This is a genomic window from Micromonospora sp. R77 (assembly GCF_022747945.1).
Classification (GTDB): Bacteria; Actinomycetota; Actinomycetes; order Mycobacteriales; family Micromonosporaceae; genus Micromonospora.
The window spans coordinates 2,135,398-2,151,469 of record NZ_JALDST010000001.1 but is presented as its reverse complement, the minus strand read 5'-3'; the positions used below and the strand labels follow the sequence as shown (position 1 = coordinate 2,151,469).

The window sequence follows — 16,072 nt, the reverse complement described above, 5'->3', positions numbered from 1 at the left end:
CTCATCGGTGATAACGTTCTCGTAGGAGAGATTATACGAGCGGAGGAGTCCTCATGGCGACCATCGAGCTCACCCCGGAACTGCTCCGGGTGCGCCTCACCCCCGCCGAGAAGCTGTGGGCCCTGCGCGGCGACCTCACGGTGCCCCGCACGGCGATCCGCGAGGTCAGCATCGTGGCCGACGGCGTGCACGGCACCCGCGGTCTGCGTGCTCCCGGTCTCGGCCTCCCCGGCGTGCGCAAGGTCGGCACCTGGCGGGGCGCCGCCGGCCGCGAGCTGGTCAGCGTCCGCGCCGGGCAGCCCGCTGTGCGGATCACCCTCGACGGCCAGCCGTACGCCAGCCTGCTGATCGGCACCGCCGAGCCCGAGCGGGTGGCCGGAGCGGTACGCGGATGAGCACCGAGCGGGAGCTGGTCTTCACCTCCGGCCCGTTCCGGCTGGCCGGGACGCTGACCGTGCCGGACGGCGGCGGCCCTCATCCGGGCGTACTGCTGCTGCCCGGCTCGGGCCCGCTCGACCGCGACGGCAACCACCGCCGGCTCCCGCTGGGCATCTCGCGGGACCTGGCCACCGCCCTGGCGACGGCCGGGATCGCCGCCCTCCGGTACGACCGGCGCGGGGTCGGCGCCAGCTCGGGCCGGTTCCTGCGTACCGGCTTCCACGACAACGTCGACGACGCGGCGGCGGCCCTCGCGGCGCTCACCGCCGCCGGAGAGGTCGACCCGGAGCGGCTCTTCCTGGTGGGGCACAGCGAGGGCGCCCTCACCGCCACCGCCCTCGCCGCCCGGGGTGGCCCGGTCGCCGGGCTGGTCCTGCTCGCGGGCACCGGCCGGCCCGGTACCGAGGCGCTGCGCTGGCAGGCGGCCCGCCTGCTGCCCAGCCTCCCGGCCCCGGTCCGGCTGTTGCTGCGGCTGACCCGCACCGATCTGGTGGCCAAGGTGGCGCGCAACCACGAGAAGATCCTCGCCACCACCGGCGACGTCGCCCGGGTGGGCGGCCGGCGGGTGAACGCCCGGTGGTTCCGCGAGTTCCTGTCCTACGATCCCCGGCCGGACCTGGCCCGGATCCACGCTCCCGTGCTGGCGTTGACCGGTGACAAGGACCTCCAGGTCGACCCGGCGGACCTCGCGGTGATCGCCGCGAACGCCGGCGGACCGGTCGAGACGCTCCGACTGCCGGACGTCACCCATGTGCTGCGCCGTCAGCCCGGAACACCGTCGCTGCGCGCCTACCGGACGGAGGTCCGCCAACCGGTCGACCCCTCGGTCACCGACTCCGTCATGCACTGGCTCACCGCACGCTCCCGCTGAGCCGCGCCGCTCCGGGTGCCGTGCCGTCCGTCGTGAGGGTCAGAAGGTGTAGGTCTTCGCGACCGCCAGCATCTCCGAGGTGTGGGAGCCGACCACGCCGACGTCGGCGGGGCGGGGACGAAAACCGGGGACGGTGGTCAGGCCGTCGCTGGCGTCCATGGCGCGCAGCACCACCTGGTCCGCCTTCGGGGTCAGGGTCAGCGTGACCTCGATGCCCTCCGGCGGCGGGGCGTGGAAGACGACCCCGAAGCCCCACCGACCCTCGCGGGCCTTCACCGGCACCTCGCGGCCCGCCACCACTGCCGACCGCACGGTGGCGGTGGAGGTGTCGAGGTGCAGGGTGGCGAGGCGCACCGGCCGCTGCGGGACCAGCCGCAGCCGCAGCACCCGCTGGTCGCCCACGCGGGTGTCGGAGAGCATTGTCACCGCCGGCGCGGGCAGGTTCGCCGCCTGCGCCGGCCCGGCGCGCAGTTCGGGGTCGCCCAGGCCGGGGAAGTCGTCCGACACCGACGCCCGGTCGTCGACGAACCCGGCGGTCCAGGGCTGCGGCTCGTCCTCCCGGCTGAGCCACCGGGCCTTCCCAGTGCCGGCGTCCAGGGCGTACATCAGGTGGGTGGGCACCGGGTGGGCGGCGTCGAAGCGGTCCACGACCAGGCCGACCCCGGCGAGCACCACGGCCGCGAGCCCGGCGGCGACGGCCGGCAGCGCGCCCAGCCGGCGGGCCCGCAGCGCGCCCAGGCCGCGCTGGCCGCCGGCCTGCGGGTGCAGCAGGTCCACCACCGGCAGCGCGGCCAGCCCGAGCAGCACCGCGAAGAGCGCCGCGACGCCGCCCATCGCCATGCCGAGCGCGGGGAAGAGCAGCACCACGGTGGGCAGCAGGATCAGCACGGCCACCGCGCCGGCCAGGGTCACCGCCAGCACCGGCCAGGGGCCGTCGAGCCGGGTGGTCAGGGCCGCGAGTCCGGCCAGCGCGCCGGCCAGGGCCGGCAGGGTCGTCAGGTACGCCCCACCGGGCACCAGCACCGCGAGCAGCACCCCGAACAGGGCCAGCCAGACCAGCCCGCCGAACGCGAGGGCGGCCGGCCCGAATCGGCGGCGGGTCAGCGCGTACCAGGTGAACAGGATGGTGGCGGCGAGCGCCACCACGGCGAGCCGGTACCAGGTGGGCCGGTAGGGGTCGAGCAGTTCGGCGTAGCCGGGCCGGGCCGTGGTGATCGCCGTCCAGAGCAGCCAGGCGCCCAGCGGGGCGGCCACCACGGGCACCAGGGCCAGCCCGACGCCGGCGGCCAGCCGGCCGGCGGTGGCCCGGTCGCGTCGCCGCAGCAGCCAGCCGAGCACGCCGACCGCGGCCACCGCGAGCAGCGCCAGCGGCAGGGTCAGCCAGCCCGGATAGCGGACCAGCCCGCCGGGCACCGGGAAGTAGGTGGCGTCGTGGTCCGACCGCAGCGCCTTCAGATCGGTACGCCCGAACTCGCGGGCCAGCCCCAGCGCGTTGTCGCCGTGCATCTGGAGGCTGCGCCGGTCCATCGCCGCCGGGGTGTCCAGCGGCGTGTGGTAGACCGCGCCGCCGTCGATGTAGGCCGAGTTCAGCCCGACGAAGTCCTTGTCCAGGAAGGCGGTGAAGTCGGTGTCGTTCGGCAGCGCCCGGTAGATCTCCACCGCGAACGAGGTGCCCACCGGGTGCGGGGCGGCCCGGCCGAAGACGTCGACCAGCTTCGCGTTGTCCCGGGACGTCTCGAACATGATCACCGGACCGGTGGAGCCGCGCGCCTCCAGGTTGAGCACCACCCCACCGTCGGCGGCGAGCGGATGGCTCTGCGCGAACGCGGCGGCCCCGCAGAGGCAGGCCTCCTCGGCGTCGGTGAGCACCAGGACGATGTCGTTGCGGGGGCGGGGCCCGGCGGTCAGCGCCCGCGCCACCTCCAGGATCGTCGAGGTGCCGGCGGCGTCGTCGTTGCCGCCCGGCCCCGACTGCACCGAGTCGTAGTGGGCGACCAGGAAGACCCGGCCGGTCGGCGCGGTCCCCGGCACCCGGGCCACCACGTTCCGGACCCGCGCCACCGTGGCCCCGCCGGCCGCGCCGCTGAGCTGGCCGGCCTCCGGCGCCACCGTGTCCTGCACCTCGGTCTCCAGGCCCAGCCCGCGCAGCACGCCGACCAGGTGCTCCCGGACCTGGTCGTTGGCCGGGCTGCCGGCGACGTGCGGTCGGGCCGCGATCACCCGCACCTGCTCGTACGCCCGGGCGGCGCTGAAGTCACCGGCCGGCGCATCGGCCGGCCGGGGTGCCGGCGGACGCAGGTCGAGCAGGGTGCCGGCGCCGACGGCGAGCAGCGCGGCCAGCGCGGCCAGCGCGGCGGGCAGCCGCCTGCCGGGCCGGGCCAGCGCCCGGTCGGCGGGGCGGGTGGGGGTAACGCCCACGGGAGACTCCTCGGGGGTGGGGCCAGGGGTGGGATCATCCTGCACCTCCGTGGCGCTCGGCGGGACTCCCCGGAGACGGGAAACCCTGCCGGGCGGGTGTCCCGGCCACCGGACCAGTGGCGCGGCGTAACATCGGCCGACCGCTTCGTCGCTTGGCCGGGTGGGAGCCAGCCCGTTCCGCTCCGTGCTGTCGCCGTCGTGTTGTGTGCGACCGTTGTCTGATACAGGATCAGCAGGGCACTCGGAAGGAGCCCCGACATCACCAGCGACCTCCCGCGACTCGCGGCGGTGACCCGGCCGCACCGGGGGACCGGTCTGACCGGTTCCTCCCTGGTGTCGTACCCGCACGGGGGGCTCGCCCGGCACGCCAACCTGCCACCCGGCGAGCGGCTGCGGGTCCTACTGGTCGAGGACGACGAGGGTGACGCCTTCCTGGTCGGCGAGCTGCTGGCCGAGACCAACTCGATGATCGACCTGCTGGTCGCCACCAGCCTGAGCGAGGCCCGCCAGCGGGTGATGGGCGTGGACTGCGTCCTGCTCGACCTCGGCCTGCCCGACGCACAGGGGCTGGACGGGCTGCGCCAGGTGCTGGAGATGTCCAGCGGCGCCGCGGTCTGCGTGTTGACCGGCCGCTCCGACGAGCACCTGGGCATCGTCGCGGTCGCCGAGGGCGCCCAGGACTACCTGGTCAAGGGGCAGGTCGACGGGGTCCTGCTGACCCGGGCACTGCGCTACGCGGTGGAACGGAAGCGGGCCGACGAGAACGCCCGCCGGCTCCGCGAGGTCGAGCTGCGCCAGGCCGAGTCCGCCCGGCTGGAGCGTGGCCTGCTGCCCCAGCCGCTGATGACCACCGACCAGGTCGCGGTGCACACCTTCTACCGCCCCGGTCGGCACGCCGCCCTGATCGGCGGGGACTTCTATGACGTGGTGCAGACCCGGCCGGACCGGATCGACCTGATCGTCGGGGACGTCTGCGGGCACGGGGTGGACGAGGCCGCGCTCGGCGTCGAACTGCGGGTCGCCTGGCGGGCCCTGATCCTGGCCGGCGTACCCGACGACGAGGTGCTGCCCGCGCTGGAGCAGGTGCTGATGAGCGAACGCCGGCTCCAGGAGATCTTCGCCACGGTGGCCACCGTCCGCCTCGACCTGGCCGCCGACCGGGCCACCGTACGACTCGCCGGGCACCCGCCGCCGGTGCTGCTGAGTGGGGGTAGGGTCGCGCCGGTGCCGGCCAAGGGCGGCCTGCTGCTGGGCGTACGACCGCGCCGCCCCGTTGCCTTCGACCTGGAGTTCGAGACCGATGACTGGTCCCTGCTGATGTACACCGACGGCCTGATCGAGGGTCGGGTGGGTGACGGCGAGGACCGGCTCGACGTGGCGGGGCTGACCGAACTGCTCGCCGACCCGGCGAACCGGGCGGTGCCCCTGGCCGAGCTGCCGGCCTGGCTGGTCGGACGCGCCGAGCAGATCAACGGCGGCCCGCTCGCCGACGACGTCGCCATGCTGCTGGTCACCCGGGGGACCGGCCGGTGAGCGTGTCACGAACGGAGATCGCTCGGTGAGCGCGAGGAGTGAGCCGGTTCTGCGAGCCCCGCAGTCGCGAACGGAGACCTTGCTGTGAAGGCGTACCAGCAGGGGTGGACCCTGCGCCGCCGGGTGGTCGCGCTGCTCAGCGTGGTCCTGGTGCTGCTGCTCGGGCTGGCCGCCGCCGAGGCGGTGGTCGCGGCCAAGAACCGGCAGAACATCGACGCAGTGCTGCTCAAGACCGGCCCGTTGCGGGTAAAGGCGCAGGAGCTGTTGAGCGCGCTGCTCGACCAGGAGACCTCCGTGCGCGGGTACGCGGTGAACGCGGACCGCAAGGACCTGGCGCCGTACGAGGCCGGCCTGGCCCGGGAGCGGGACACCGTCGCCACGATGGAGCAGTTGGCCGCCGACTATCCGGGCGTGCTGCGCGAGCTGCAGGTCGTCGAGCAGCAGGCGGCGCGGTGGCGGGCGGACGTGGCCGAGCCGGTGATCGCGACGACCGCGCGCAGCGGCCCGGCCGCCGGGCAGGCGCTCATCACCGACCAGACGCGGCGGCAGTTCGACGGGGTCCGGGCCTCGGTCGCCCAACTCCAGTCCGAGATCCTGGTGGTCCGGCAGCAGACCGCCGACAAAGTCAACCAGACCGGGAACGTGCTGGTCGTCCTGCTGATCGTGGCCGCCCTGGTGGTGGCGATCGCGGGCGTGGTCATGGTGCTCTCCCTGGACCGGATGCTGATCCGGCCGCTGGCCGGGCTGGTGGGGCAGGTGCGGGAGGTCGCCGCGGGCGACTACCAGCACCACATCGAAGGGTCCGGCCCACCCGAGTTCCGGGTGCTCGCCGAGGACATCGACGGCATGCGGCAGAAGATCGCCCGCGAGCTGGCCGAGGTACGCGAGGCCCGGGAGCGCATCGAGTGGGTCAACAGCCAGCTGCAGAAGCAGGCCGAGGAGCTCACCCGCTCCAACCGTGACCTGGAGCAGTTCGCGTACGTCGCCTCGCACGACCTCCAGGAGCCGCTGCGCAAGGTGGCGAGCTTCTGCCAGCTGCTCCAGCGGCGCTACGCCGGCCAGCTCGACGAGCGGGCCGACCAGTACATCGCCTTCGCGGTCGACGGCGCGCAGCGGATGCAGCGCCTGATCAACGACCTGCTCGCGTTCTCCCGGATCGGCCGGCTCACCACCGGCTTCACCGAGGTCGACCTGAACAAGGTGATGGGCGACGTGGCGGGCCAGACCGAGGCCGCCCGGCAGTACTCGGACGCCGAGCTGACCTGGGGTGAGCTGCCCACCATCCGGGGCGAGGAACCGCTGCTGACCAACCTGCTCGCCAACCTGGTCAGCAACTCGATCAAGTTCCGCCGGCCGGACGTGCCGCCGAAGGTGCACGTCTCCGCCCGGCTGGTCGACGACGAGTGGGAGATCAGCTGCCAGGACAACGGCATCGGGATCGAGCCGGAGTTCGCCGACAAGATCTTCGTCATCTTCCAGCGGCTGCACGCCAAGGACGCGTACCCGGGCACCGGCATCGGCCTGGCGATCGTCAAGAAGATCGTGGAATATCACGGCGGCCGGGTCTGGGTGGACACCGGCACCGAGGAGGGCACCGCGATCCGGTTCACCCTCCCGGCGCTGCCGGAGGACGTCGAGGCCGCCCGGGCCGCCGAGGCGGCACGTACGGATGACGCGACCGCGACCGACGCGGAGCCGGCCGGTACCGACGACCCGGCGGACTCCTCGACGCGCGGCGACACGCCCGAGGCAGCGGCCGAGGGCGGTACAACGGGTGGCATGAAGGAGACCGTGGGATGACCGCGCCGGCAGACGGCAAGAGCCCGATCGAGGTCCTGCTCGTCGAGGACGACCCGGGCGACGTGCTGATGACCCAGGAGGCGTTCGAGGAGCACAAGCTCCGCAACCGGCTGACCGTGGTCTCCGACGGCGCCGAGGCCCTGGCCTACCTGCGCCGGGAGGGCGAGTACGCGGACGCCGTCACGCCCGACCTGATCCTGCTCGACCTCAACCTGCCCCGCCGGGACGGCCGGGAGGTGCTGGAGGAGATCAAGAACGACGAGGAGCTGCGCCGCATCCCCGTCGTGGTGCTCACCACGTCGCAGGCCGACGAGGACATCCTGCGCAGCTACCAGTTGCACGCCAACGCCTACGTGACCAAGCCGGTGGACTTCGAGCGTTTCATCTCGGTGGTCCGCCAGATCGACGAGTTCTTCGTCAGCGTGGTCAAGCTCCCGCCGCGTGGCTGACACCCTGCTGGACGATGTCGGCGCGCTGCTGCGGGAGGTCGCGGCCCAGGTCGTGGTGCCGCTGTTCCGGCGGCTCGACGAGGGCGACATCTCCGAGAAGGCCCCCGGTGAGGTGGTCACCGTCGCCGACCGCCGGGCCGAGGAGCTGATCTCGGCCGGGCTGCGCCGGCTGCGCCCCGGCTCCCTGGTGGTCGGCGAGGAGGGGGTCGCCGACGATCCCGGTCTGCTGCGGCACCTGCGCGACGGCGGCGACGTCTGGCTGGTCGACCCGGTCGACGGGACGGCCAACTTCGCCGCCGGCCGCCGCCCGTTCGCGCTGATGATCGCGCTGCTGACCGACGGGCTGCCGGTGGCCTCCTGGGTCCTCGACCCGCTCGCCGGCGACCTGGCGGTCTGCCGGGTCGGCGCGGGCACGCACCTCGACGGCACGACGGTACGGGTCGACGACGCCCTGCCCGCGATCGGCGCGTTGCGCGGCACCGCGATGACCCGGTTCCTGCCGCCGGACGCCCGGCGGGCCGCCGAGGCGGGCGGCGCGCGGATCGGGGAGCTGCTGCCCGGTCAGCACTGCGCCGGCCGGGAATACCTGGACCTCCTCACCGGTGCGCAGCAGTTCGTGCTCTTCTGGCGCACGCTGCCCTGGGACCATGCCCCGGGCACGTTGCTGGTCCGGGAGGCCGGCGGGGTGGCCCGGCGCTTCGACGGCACCGACTACCACCCGGCCGACGACGCGCCGGGACTGCTGGTGGCGGCGAGCGACGAGATCTGGACCGAGGTCCGGTCGGCTCTCCTCGACCGCTGAGCCCTCGCGCGCCCCGGCTTCCTCCGCTCCCCACTTGTTAAGAAGGGGCCCCTGTACAACGGAATGCGTTAACAGGGGGCCCGTGCTTTCCGCTGGGGCGGGCGGTATTGTGACCGGCGGTCGACGGAAGGACCCTTTCGTGCCCAGACTCATCCGCCGCCCGTTGCTCGCTCTGCTGGCCGCCACGGCGCTGCTGCTCGGTGCCGGCCTCGCCCCGGCCGGTCCGGCGGTCGCCGCGCCGCCGGGCGCGCCCGACGAGGGTGGCAGCAAGCAGCTGCGGGAGGCCCTCGACGCGGCCGCCCGGGGCCACATCGAGGCGCAGGCCAAGCTGGACAACTCCAAGCGCCGCCAGGTGGCGCTGACCGCTCAGCTCAAGCAGATCGAGGTACGGCTGGTCGGGCTGACCGCGCAGGCCGGCGAGGTGGCCGTGCAGTCGTACCGGCTGGGCCGGCTGACGCCGGTGTCGATGCTGCTGGACAGCGCCGACCCGGAGGCGTTCCTGAACCGGGCCGCCGAGCTGGAGGTGATGGCCCAGCGGGACAGCGGCCGGCTGCGGGACCTCACCGCAGCCAGGGCGGAGGCGGCCCGGGCCAAGACGGCCATCGACGGCGAGGTGCGGGAGCAGCAGAAGCAGGTCGCCGCGCTGAAGAAGAAGAAGCGGGACGCGGAGATCGCGCTGGCCAAGGTCAGCTCGGGCAGCAGCGCCGGGTTCAGCGGCGGCTCGTCCTCCGCCAAGCCGGCCCCGCGCAACTCCGACGGCTCGTGGCCGTCCGAGTCCTGCTCGGTGGACGACCCGACGCCGGCCGACGGCTGCATCACCCCGCGCACCCTGCACATGCTCCAGCAGGCCAAGGCGGCTGGCTACAAGCGCTACGCGTCCTGTCACCGCAGCGGTGGCGACGGCGAGCACCCGAAGGGGCGGGCCTGCGACTTCGCCGCGGCGACCGACGGCTTCGAGGACGTCACGGCCACCGGCGGCGACAAGGCGTACGGCGACAGCCTGGCGCGGTGGGCCAAGAACAACGCGAGCCGGCTGGGCATCATGTACGTCATCTGGTACCGGCAGATCTGGATGCCGAACACCGGTTGGCGGGCGTACAGCGGGGGTGGCAGTCCCGCCGCCGATCACACGAACCATGTTCATATTTCGATGTACTGACCCGGAGTGCGCCGAACGCTCGTAGCATCGCGACGGTGAGCAGCTCATCGTCCGACCTCGTGGTGGGGTCCGCGCCGGCCGTACCGGCCCCGGCGGCCGGCCTGCCGAACGGGCTCGCCGCGTTCCTCGTCTTCCTCTCCAGCGGGGCCGTGCTGGTGCTGGAGACCGTGTCGCTCCGGCTCGTCGGCCCGTACGTCGGGGTGACCCTCCAGGTCACCAGCTCGGTGATCGGGATGGCGCTCGCCGCCATCGCGTACGGGGCGTGGATGGGCGGGTTCCTGGCCGACCGGCGGGACCCGCGCACCCTGCTGGCGCCGGCCCTGGTGCTGGCCGGCATCGCCACCGCGGTCACCCTCCCCGTCGTCCGCTGGACCGGCGAGGTGCTGCGCGGTGGTGCGGCCGGGGCCGTGCTGATGCTGACCGCGCTGGCCGTGCTGGTGCCGGCGGCGCTGCTGGCCGGGATCACCCCGCTGGTGGTGAAGCTGCAGCTCGCCGACCTGCGCCGGACCGGGCAGGTGGTCGGGCGGCTCTCCGGCATCGGCACGCTGGGCGGGATCACCGCCACCCTGGTCACCGGCTTCGTGCTGGTGGCGGCGCTGTCCAGCACGGTGATCGTGCTGGGGCTGGCGGCGCTGCTCGGGCTCACCGGGCTGGGGCTCGGGGCGTACCTGCGGCGGCGGGCGGGGACGGGACTGCCCGGTCCGGCGCGGGCGAAGGCGGCCCTGGCGGTGCTCGGCCTGGCCGGCGCGGGGCTCGCCACGGTCGCCCCGAACCCGTGCGACGTGGAGACCGCGTACCACTGCGCGCGGGTGGTGGCCGATCCACAGCGGGCCGGCGGGCGGGTGCTCTACCTGAACTCGGCCCAGCACTCGTACGTCGACCTGACCGATCCGACGCACCTGGAGTACGCGTACACCCGGTGGATCGGCCTGGTCGCGGACCTGGCCGCGCCGGACGGGCAGCGGCTGGACGCCCTGCACCTGGGCGGCGGCGGCTTCACCGTGCCCCGTTACCTGGCCGCCACCCGGCCGGGCACCGACAACCTGGTCTTCGAGATCGACGGCGGCCTGGTCGACCTGGACCGGCGGAAGCTGGGCGTGCGGACCGGCCCCGACCTGCGCGCCCGGGTGGGGGACGCCCGGGTGCTGCTCGGCGGTGAACCGACCGACAGCCGGGACCTGGTCGTCGGGGACGCCTTCGGGCACCTGGTGGTGCCCTGGCACCTGGCGACCCGGGAGATGGCCGGCGAGATCCGCCGGGTGCTCCGGCCGGGCGGGGTCTATGTGCAGAACGTCATCGACACCCCGCCGGGCCGCTTCGTCCGCAGCGAACTGGCCACCGTGGCCGCCGAGTTCCACCACGTCGCGCTGATCGCGCCGCCGTGGGCGATCGCCGGTGAGGCCGGCGCGAACTTCCTGCTCGTCGCCTCGGACGCGCCACTGCCGCTGTCGCGGATCATCGTCCGGCTGCGCGGCCTGCCGGAGCCGGCGGTGCTGCTGCACGGCGACGAGCTGACCTCGTACGTCGGGGACGCGCTGGTGCTCACCGACGACTACGCCCCGGTGGACCAACTCCTCGCGACCGCCTGATCGGGTGACTTTGCTGACCGATTCCGACCGTTGAGGTGTAGCCGGGGCGGCCTGGGGCAACTGCACCCACCATGGGTGGAACGGTCAGGAACGGCGGCGCGCAGCTGCTCGGTGAGCGGTACCGGCTGATCGAGCAGCTCGGCGCGGGCGGCATGTCGGTGGTGTGGCGCGGCTACGACGAGGTGCTCGGCCGGCAGGTGGCGGTCAAGGTGCTCGCCTCCCGGCTGGCCGCCGACAAGGCCTTCCGGCACCGGATCCGGATCGAGGCGCAGGCCGCCGCGCGGCTCTGCCACCCCAACATCACCAACGTGTACGACTACGGCGAGTCCGAGCAGGTCGGGCTGACCGTCCCGTACGTGGTGATGGAGCTGGTGGACGGCGGCCCGCTGAGCAGCCGGCTCGGCCGGGGCGGGCAGCTGCCCTGGCGGGAGGCCGTCACGATCGGCGCGGAGGTCGCCTCGGCGCTGGCCACCGCGCACGCCCGCGGCGTGGTCCACCGGGACGTGACCCCCGGCAACGTGATGCTCACCCCGACCGGGGTGAAGGTCGTCGACTTCGGCATCTCGGCCCTGGTGGGGGAGAGCGAGAAGGGCCCGGACGGCGCGCTGCTCGGCACCCCCGCCTACCTGGCGCCGGAGCGCCTCGACAACGGCCAGGTCTCCCCGGCCACCGACGTGTACGCGGTCGGCCTGCTGCTCTACCGGATGCTCACCGGCCGGCTGCCGTGGCAGGCGAGCACCACCACCCAGATGCTCCGCGCGCACATGTACAACGAACCGGACCCGATGCCCCAGGTGGTCGGCCTGCCCGACGCCGTCGCCGAGCTGGTCGGCCGGTGCCTGGCCAAGCGCCCCGCCGACCGTCCCGCCACCGCCGAGGTGGCCCGTACGCTCGCCGACGCGGCCGGCATCGCGGCGATCGTGCCGGTCTCCCCGGCGCTCGGTCAGTTCGACGCGGCGCTGCTGGAGAACGCCGGGACCACGATCCTGCCCTGGTCGTCGGCGACCGACGCGCTGCCCTTCTCCGCGGTACGCACCCGGGAGCGCCGGGCGGCGGCCCGCCGCCGCAAGGTCGAGGCCGGGGTGGCCGCCGTCGGCCTGGTCGCCGTCACCGCGACGATGTGGGGGTTGACCTCGCGCAGCCCGGCCAGCGGTGGCATCGAACCGACCGAGGCGCGGATGGGGCTGGCCGAGCCGGCCCCCTGCGAGGTCGACTACGCGCTGCGCCGCGACTCGGGCCGGGACTTCGCCGCCGAGCTGACCCTGACCAACACCGGCGGCCGGGAGCTGCGGGACTGGACGATGAGCTTCACCTTCCCGGGCCGGCAGACGGTGACGAAGGCCCAGCCGGCGGTGCAGCAGGAGGGGCGAACGGTGCTGGTCCGGCCGGCCGCCGGGACCGCCGCACTGGCGCCCGGCGGATCGCAGAAGGTGGCCCTGACCGGCAGCTACACCGGGGCGAACCCGCTGCCGGTGCGGTTCAAGCTGGGCGACCAGGCGTGTGACGTGCAGGTCTCCGGGGTGGCCGGCTCCATCCCGACCACCGCGCCGACGACGACCGCGCCGACGAAGGCGCCGGCAAAGGCTCCCGCGAAGGCCACCACGAAGAGCAGCGGCACCCGTTCCTCGGGCACGTCCGGCGGGAGCAGGGCCAAGCCGGAGAAGAAGCCCAAGGGCAAGGACGGTGGTAAGGGAAAAGGAAAGTGACCGAGGGAAAGGGGGGCGGTCACGACAAGAAGGGTAAGAAGGGCAAGAAGGGCAAGTGACGCTCAGCTGAGCGCCGCGAACCGCTGCACGGCGCTGATGCTGCCCTCCACGATCAGCACGCTCCCCTCGGCCAGCACCGTCTCCGGCGCGGCGTAGCGGAACCGTTCGCCCGGGAGCTTCGCCCCGACCACCATCACTCCGTACCGGTCGGCGGGGGTCAGCTCGCGCAGCGGCCGGCCGACCATGGCGTCCGGCACCCGGACCTTCGCGATGGCGAAGTCGTCGCCGAACTCGATGAAGTCGAGCATCTTGCTGACGATCAGGTGCGCCACCCGCTCGCCGGTCTCCGCCTCGGGGAAGACCACGTGGTGCGCGCCGACCGAGCCGAGGATCTTGGCGTGCTTCTCCGAGGTGGCCCGGGCCCAGATCTGCGGGACGCCCAGCTCGGTCAGGGCCAGCACGGTCAGCACGCTGGCCTCCACCGACGCCCCGATGGCCACCACCACCCGCCGGAAGTCGGCGACCCCCAACTGGCGCAGCGCGCCCTCCTCGGTGGCGTCGGCCTGCACCACGCGTTCCAGGTGCGACGCCCAGCGCTGCACCACCTCGCCGCTGCGGTCGATGGCGAGGACCTGATGGCCGAGCTGGGACAGCGAGCCGGCCAGGTGGCAGCCGAACCGGCCCAGACCGATCACCACGATGCCGCTGTCGTCCGTCTTCCTAGCCGACAATGGGTTGCTCCTCCGGATAGCGGTACAGCCGGCGTCGGGTGTTCAACGCGATCGCCGACCCGAGGGTGAGCGGGCCGATCCGGCCGATGTACATCAGGGCGGTCAGCACGTACTCGCCGGGTTCGGGCAGCCGCGCGGCGAGGCCGGTGGTGAGGCCGGTGGTGCTGAACGCGGAGGTGACCTCGAAGAGCGCGGCGTAGTAGCGCACCCGCTGGGTGAGCAGGATCAGCGCCACCGTGCCGCCGACCACCAGCGCCACGCTGAGCAGCGCCACGGTGAGGGCCTGCCGCTGGCTGGCCGTGGCGAGCCGCCGGTTGCCCACCGTGACGTCCGGCTCGCCGCGCAGTTCCGCCCGGATGACGAAGGCCAGCAGGAAGAACGTGGAGACCTTGATGCCGCCGGCCGTGCTGGCGCTGCCCCCGCCGATGAACATCAGCACGATCAGCAGGGGGTAGCTCTCGTCGTGGAGCCGGCCGATGTTGATCACGTCGAAGCCGCCGGTGCGGCTCAACGCGATCTGGGTGAACGAGGCCAGCGCCTTGCCCGGGGCGTCGTAGGTGCCGATGGTGGCGGGATTGGTCCACTCCGCGAGCAGCAGTGCGCCGAAGCCGACGCCGATCAGGACGAAGCTGCCCCAGATGGTGAGCTTGGTGGCGACCGTCCACCGGGCCGGCCGGCGCCAGGTCCGCACGGCCTCGAAGAGCGCCGGGAAACCCAGGCCGCCGAGGATCGCCCCGAGCGCCAGCGGCAGCGCCACCCAGGGGTCCCGGGAGAACGCCACCAGTCCGTCGCTGTAGAGGGTGAACCCGCCGTTGTTGAACGCCTGGATCGAGTGGAAGGTGGCGGACCAGAGCGCCGAGCCCAGCGGGTAGTCGTAGGCCAGCCAGAGCCGGCCGGTGACGACCGCGGTCATCACCGCCTCGGCGACGAAGACGGTCGCCGCGATCCGCACCAGCAGCCAGCGTACGTCGCCGATGCCGTACTCCTGGGTCTCGGCCTGCACGAGCAGCCGGTTGCGCAGGCCGAGCTGCCGGGACACCACCAGGATCACCAGGGCCGCGATGGTCAGGATCCCCAGGCCGCCGAGCTGGGTCAGCACGGTGATCATCACCAGCCCGAAGTCGTTCCAGTAATTCGGGGTGTCGTTGATCGCCATCCCGGTGACCGAGACGGCCGAGGTGGAGGTGAAGAGCGCCACGACGAACGGGGTGTACCGGTGCTCGCTGGTCGCCCAGGGCAGCATCAGCAGGCCGGTACCGACCAGGATCGCCACCAGGAACCCGAGCGGCACCAGCCGCACGGGATGACGGAGCAGGCGGCGCACCAGGTCATCTTCCGTCCGGAGATTCACCGGCAGGTCAGGAACCGACCAACTGGTGGCCAACCGCGACCGGTCTGCTGGGCGCATCCCTCGACGACAGGAGACGGCGTTGCGACGTACCCTTTCCGCCCTCGGTCTGGCCGGCGCGCTGCTCGCGGCGGCCGTGGTGGTGCCGACCGTGGCCGCCCAGGCCGACCCGGAGCCCGGCGCCGACCGGCACCGGGCCACCCAGCGGCCCATCGTGATCGGCCACCGGGGCGCCAGCGGCTACCGCCCCGAGCACACCCTGGAGTCCTACCGGCTGGCGATCCGGTTGGGCGCGGACTTCATCGAGCCGGACCTGGTCTCGACGAAGGACGGTGTGCTGGTCGCCCGGCACGAGAACGAGATCTCCGGGACCACCGACGTGGCCGCGCACCCCGAGTTCGCCGCCCGGAAGGCGACGAAGACCATCGACGGGGTCGCGGTGACCGGCTGGTTCACCGAGGACTTCACCCTGGCCGAGCTGCGGACGCTGCGGGCCAAGGAGCGGCTGCCCCAGGTGCGGGTGGCCAACACCGCGTTCGACGGGAAGTTCCCGGTGCCGACGTTCCAGGAGGTCATCGACCTGGCCCGGGCCGAGTCGAAGGCCCGGGGCCGGACCATCGGCGTCTATCCGGAGACCAAGCACCCCAGCTACTTCGCCTCGATCGGGCTGCCGCTGGAGGAGCCGTTGGTGGCGGTGCTTCGTCGGAACGGGCTGACCCACCGCAACGACCCGGTCTTCATCCAGTCCTTCGAGACCGCCAACCTGCGCAAGCTCGACGGCCTGACCGACGTCCGGCTGGTGCAGCTGATGGACGCCACCGGCCGCCCGTACGACTTCACCGCCGCCGGAGACAGCCGCAGCTATGCCGACCTGGCCACTCCTGCCGGGCTGGCCTGGATCGCCGACTACGCCGACGGCGTGGGCGTCAACAAGAACCTGATCGTCCCGCGGGACGCCGCCGGCAAGCTGCTCGCCCCGACCACCCTGGTCCGGGACGCGCACCGGGTGAAGCTGGTCGTGCACGCCTGGACGTTCCGCGCGGAGAACCAGTTCCTGCCGGTCGACTTCCGGATCGGCGCGGACCCGAACGCCCGCGGCGACATCACCGCGGAGTACGAGCTCTTCTTCGGCCTCGGCCTGGACGGCGCCTTCGCCGACCAGCCGGACACCGCCGTCGCCGCCCGCGCCGGCCTCGCCTGATCGGGATACCTCGGCCGCCGTCCGGTC

General features: G+C 73.4%; 13 protein-coding genes. 10 read left to right on the top strand and 3 right to left on the bottom strand.

The window, feature by feature from the left end; all coding sequences use genetic code 11:
• The first annotated feature begins 53 nt into the window (after positions 1–53).
• On the top strand, positions 54–395 hold the full coding sequence (locus tag MRQ36_RS09910) for a hypothetical protein (protein ID WP_242794578.1): 342 nt from the start codon (positions 54–56) through the stop codon (positions 393–395).
• Positions 392–1,309, top strand: a complete 918-nt coding sequence (locus MRQ36_RS09905) for a S9 family peptidase (protein ID WP_242794577.1) — start codon at positions 392–394, stop codon at positions 1,307–1,309. Before MRQ36_RS09910 ends, MRQ36_RS09905 begins: the two co-directional genes overlap by 4 nt.
• Positions 1,310–1,348: 39 nt before the next feature.
• Here MRQ36_RS09905 and MRQ36_RS09900 read toward each other — a convergent pair whose 3' ends face one another.
• Positions 1,349–3,727, bottom strand: coding sequence for a M28 family peptidase (locus tag MRQ36_RS09900; RefSeq protein ID WP_242794576.1), 2,379 nt, complete (start codon positions 3,725–3,727; stop codon positions 1,349–1,351).
• A 288-nt stretch (positions 3,728–4,015) separates the two neighbouring features.
• Between MRQ36_RS09900 and MRQ36_RS09895 the strand changes: the two genes are divergently transcribed.
• From MRQ36_RS09895 to MRQ36_RS09865, 7 genes are all read left to right on the top strand, one after another.
• On the top strand, positions 4,016–5,260 hold the full coding sequence (locus MRQ36_RS09895; protein WP_242794575.1) for a PP2C family protein-serine/threonine phosphatase: 1,245 nt from the start codon (positions 4,016–4,018) through the stop codon (positions 5,258–5,260).
• Positions 5,261–5,344: 84 nt separating this feature from the next.
• Positions 5,345–7,060, top strand: a complete 1,716-nt coding sequence (locus tag MRQ36_RS09890) for an ATP-binding protein (RefSeq protein WP_242794574.1) — start codon at positions 5,345–5,347, stop codon at positions 7,058–7,060.
• Entirely contained in the window at positions 7,057–7,509 is a 453-nt protein-coding gene (locus MRQ36_RS09885; RefSeq protein ID WP_242794573.1) for a response regulator, read from the top strand. The genes MRQ36_RS09890 and MRQ36_RS09885 overlap by 4 nt, the downstream gene beginning before the upstream one ends.
• Positions 7,502–8,311 carry an inositol monophosphatase family protein gene (locus MRQ36_RS09880; RefSeq protein ID WP_242794572.1) on the top strand — a complete coding sequence of 270 codons (810 nt, stop codon included), beginning with the start codon at positions 7,502–7,504 and terminating at the stop codon, positions 8,309–8,311. The genes MRQ36_RS09885 and MRQ36_RS09880 overlap by 8 nt, the downstream gene beginning before the upstream one ends.
• Before the next feature lie 139 nt (positions 8,312–8,450).
• Entirely contained in the window at positions 8,451–9,470 is a 1,020-nt protein-coding gene (locus MRQ36_RS09875) for a coiled-coil domain-containing protein (RefSeq protein ID WP_374249922.1), read from the top strand.
• Positions 9,471–9,505: 35 nt separating this feature from the next.
• Positions 9,506–11,059 (top strand): fused MFS/spermidine synthase, encoded by a 1,554-nt coding sequence (locus MRQ36_RS09870; RefSeq protein WP_374249921.1) that lies wholly within the window; start codon positions 9,506–9,508, stop codon positions 11,057–11,059.
• Positions 11,060–11,130: 71 nt separating this feature from the next.
• Positions 11,131–12,765 (top strand): serine/threonine-protein kinase, encoded by a 1,635-nt coding sequence (locus MRQ36_RS09865; protein WP_242794571.1) that lies wholly within the window; start codon positions 11,131–11,133, stop codon positions 12,763–12,765.
• 62 nt (positions 12,766–12,827) lie between these two features.
• Here MRQ36_RS09865 and MRQ36_RS09860 read toward each other — a convergent pair whose 3' ends face one another.
• Together MRQ36_RS09860 and MRQ36_RS09855 are read right to left on the bottom strand one after the other, a co-directional pair.
• Positions 12,828–13,496 (bottom strand): TrkA family potassium uptake protein, encoded by a 669-nt coding sequence (locus MRQ36_RS09860; RefSeq protein WP_242794570.1) that lies wholly within the window; start codon positions 13,494–13,496, stop codon positions 12,828–12,830.
• Positions 13,486–14,820 carry a TrkH family potassium uptake protein gene (locus MRQ36_RS09855; protein ID WP_242794569.1) on the bottom strand — a complete coding sequence of 445 codons (1,335 nt, stop codon included), beginning with the start codon at positions 14,818–14,820 and terminating at the stop codon, positions 13,486–13,488. Before MRQ36_RS09855 ends, MRQ36_RS09860 begins: the two co-directional genes overlap by 11 nt.
• Before the next feature lie 106 nt (positions 14,821–14,926).
• On the opposite strand from MRQ36_RS09855, the gene MRQ36_RS09850 reads away from it, so the two are divergent.
• Complete coding sequence (locus tag MRQ36_RS09850) at positions 14,927–16,045, top strand: glycerophosphodiester phosphodiesterase (RefSeq protein ID WP_242794568.1); 1,119 nt, start codon at positions 14,927–14,929, stop codon at positions 16,043–16,045.
• Positions 16,046–16,072: the final 27 nt, after the last annotated feature.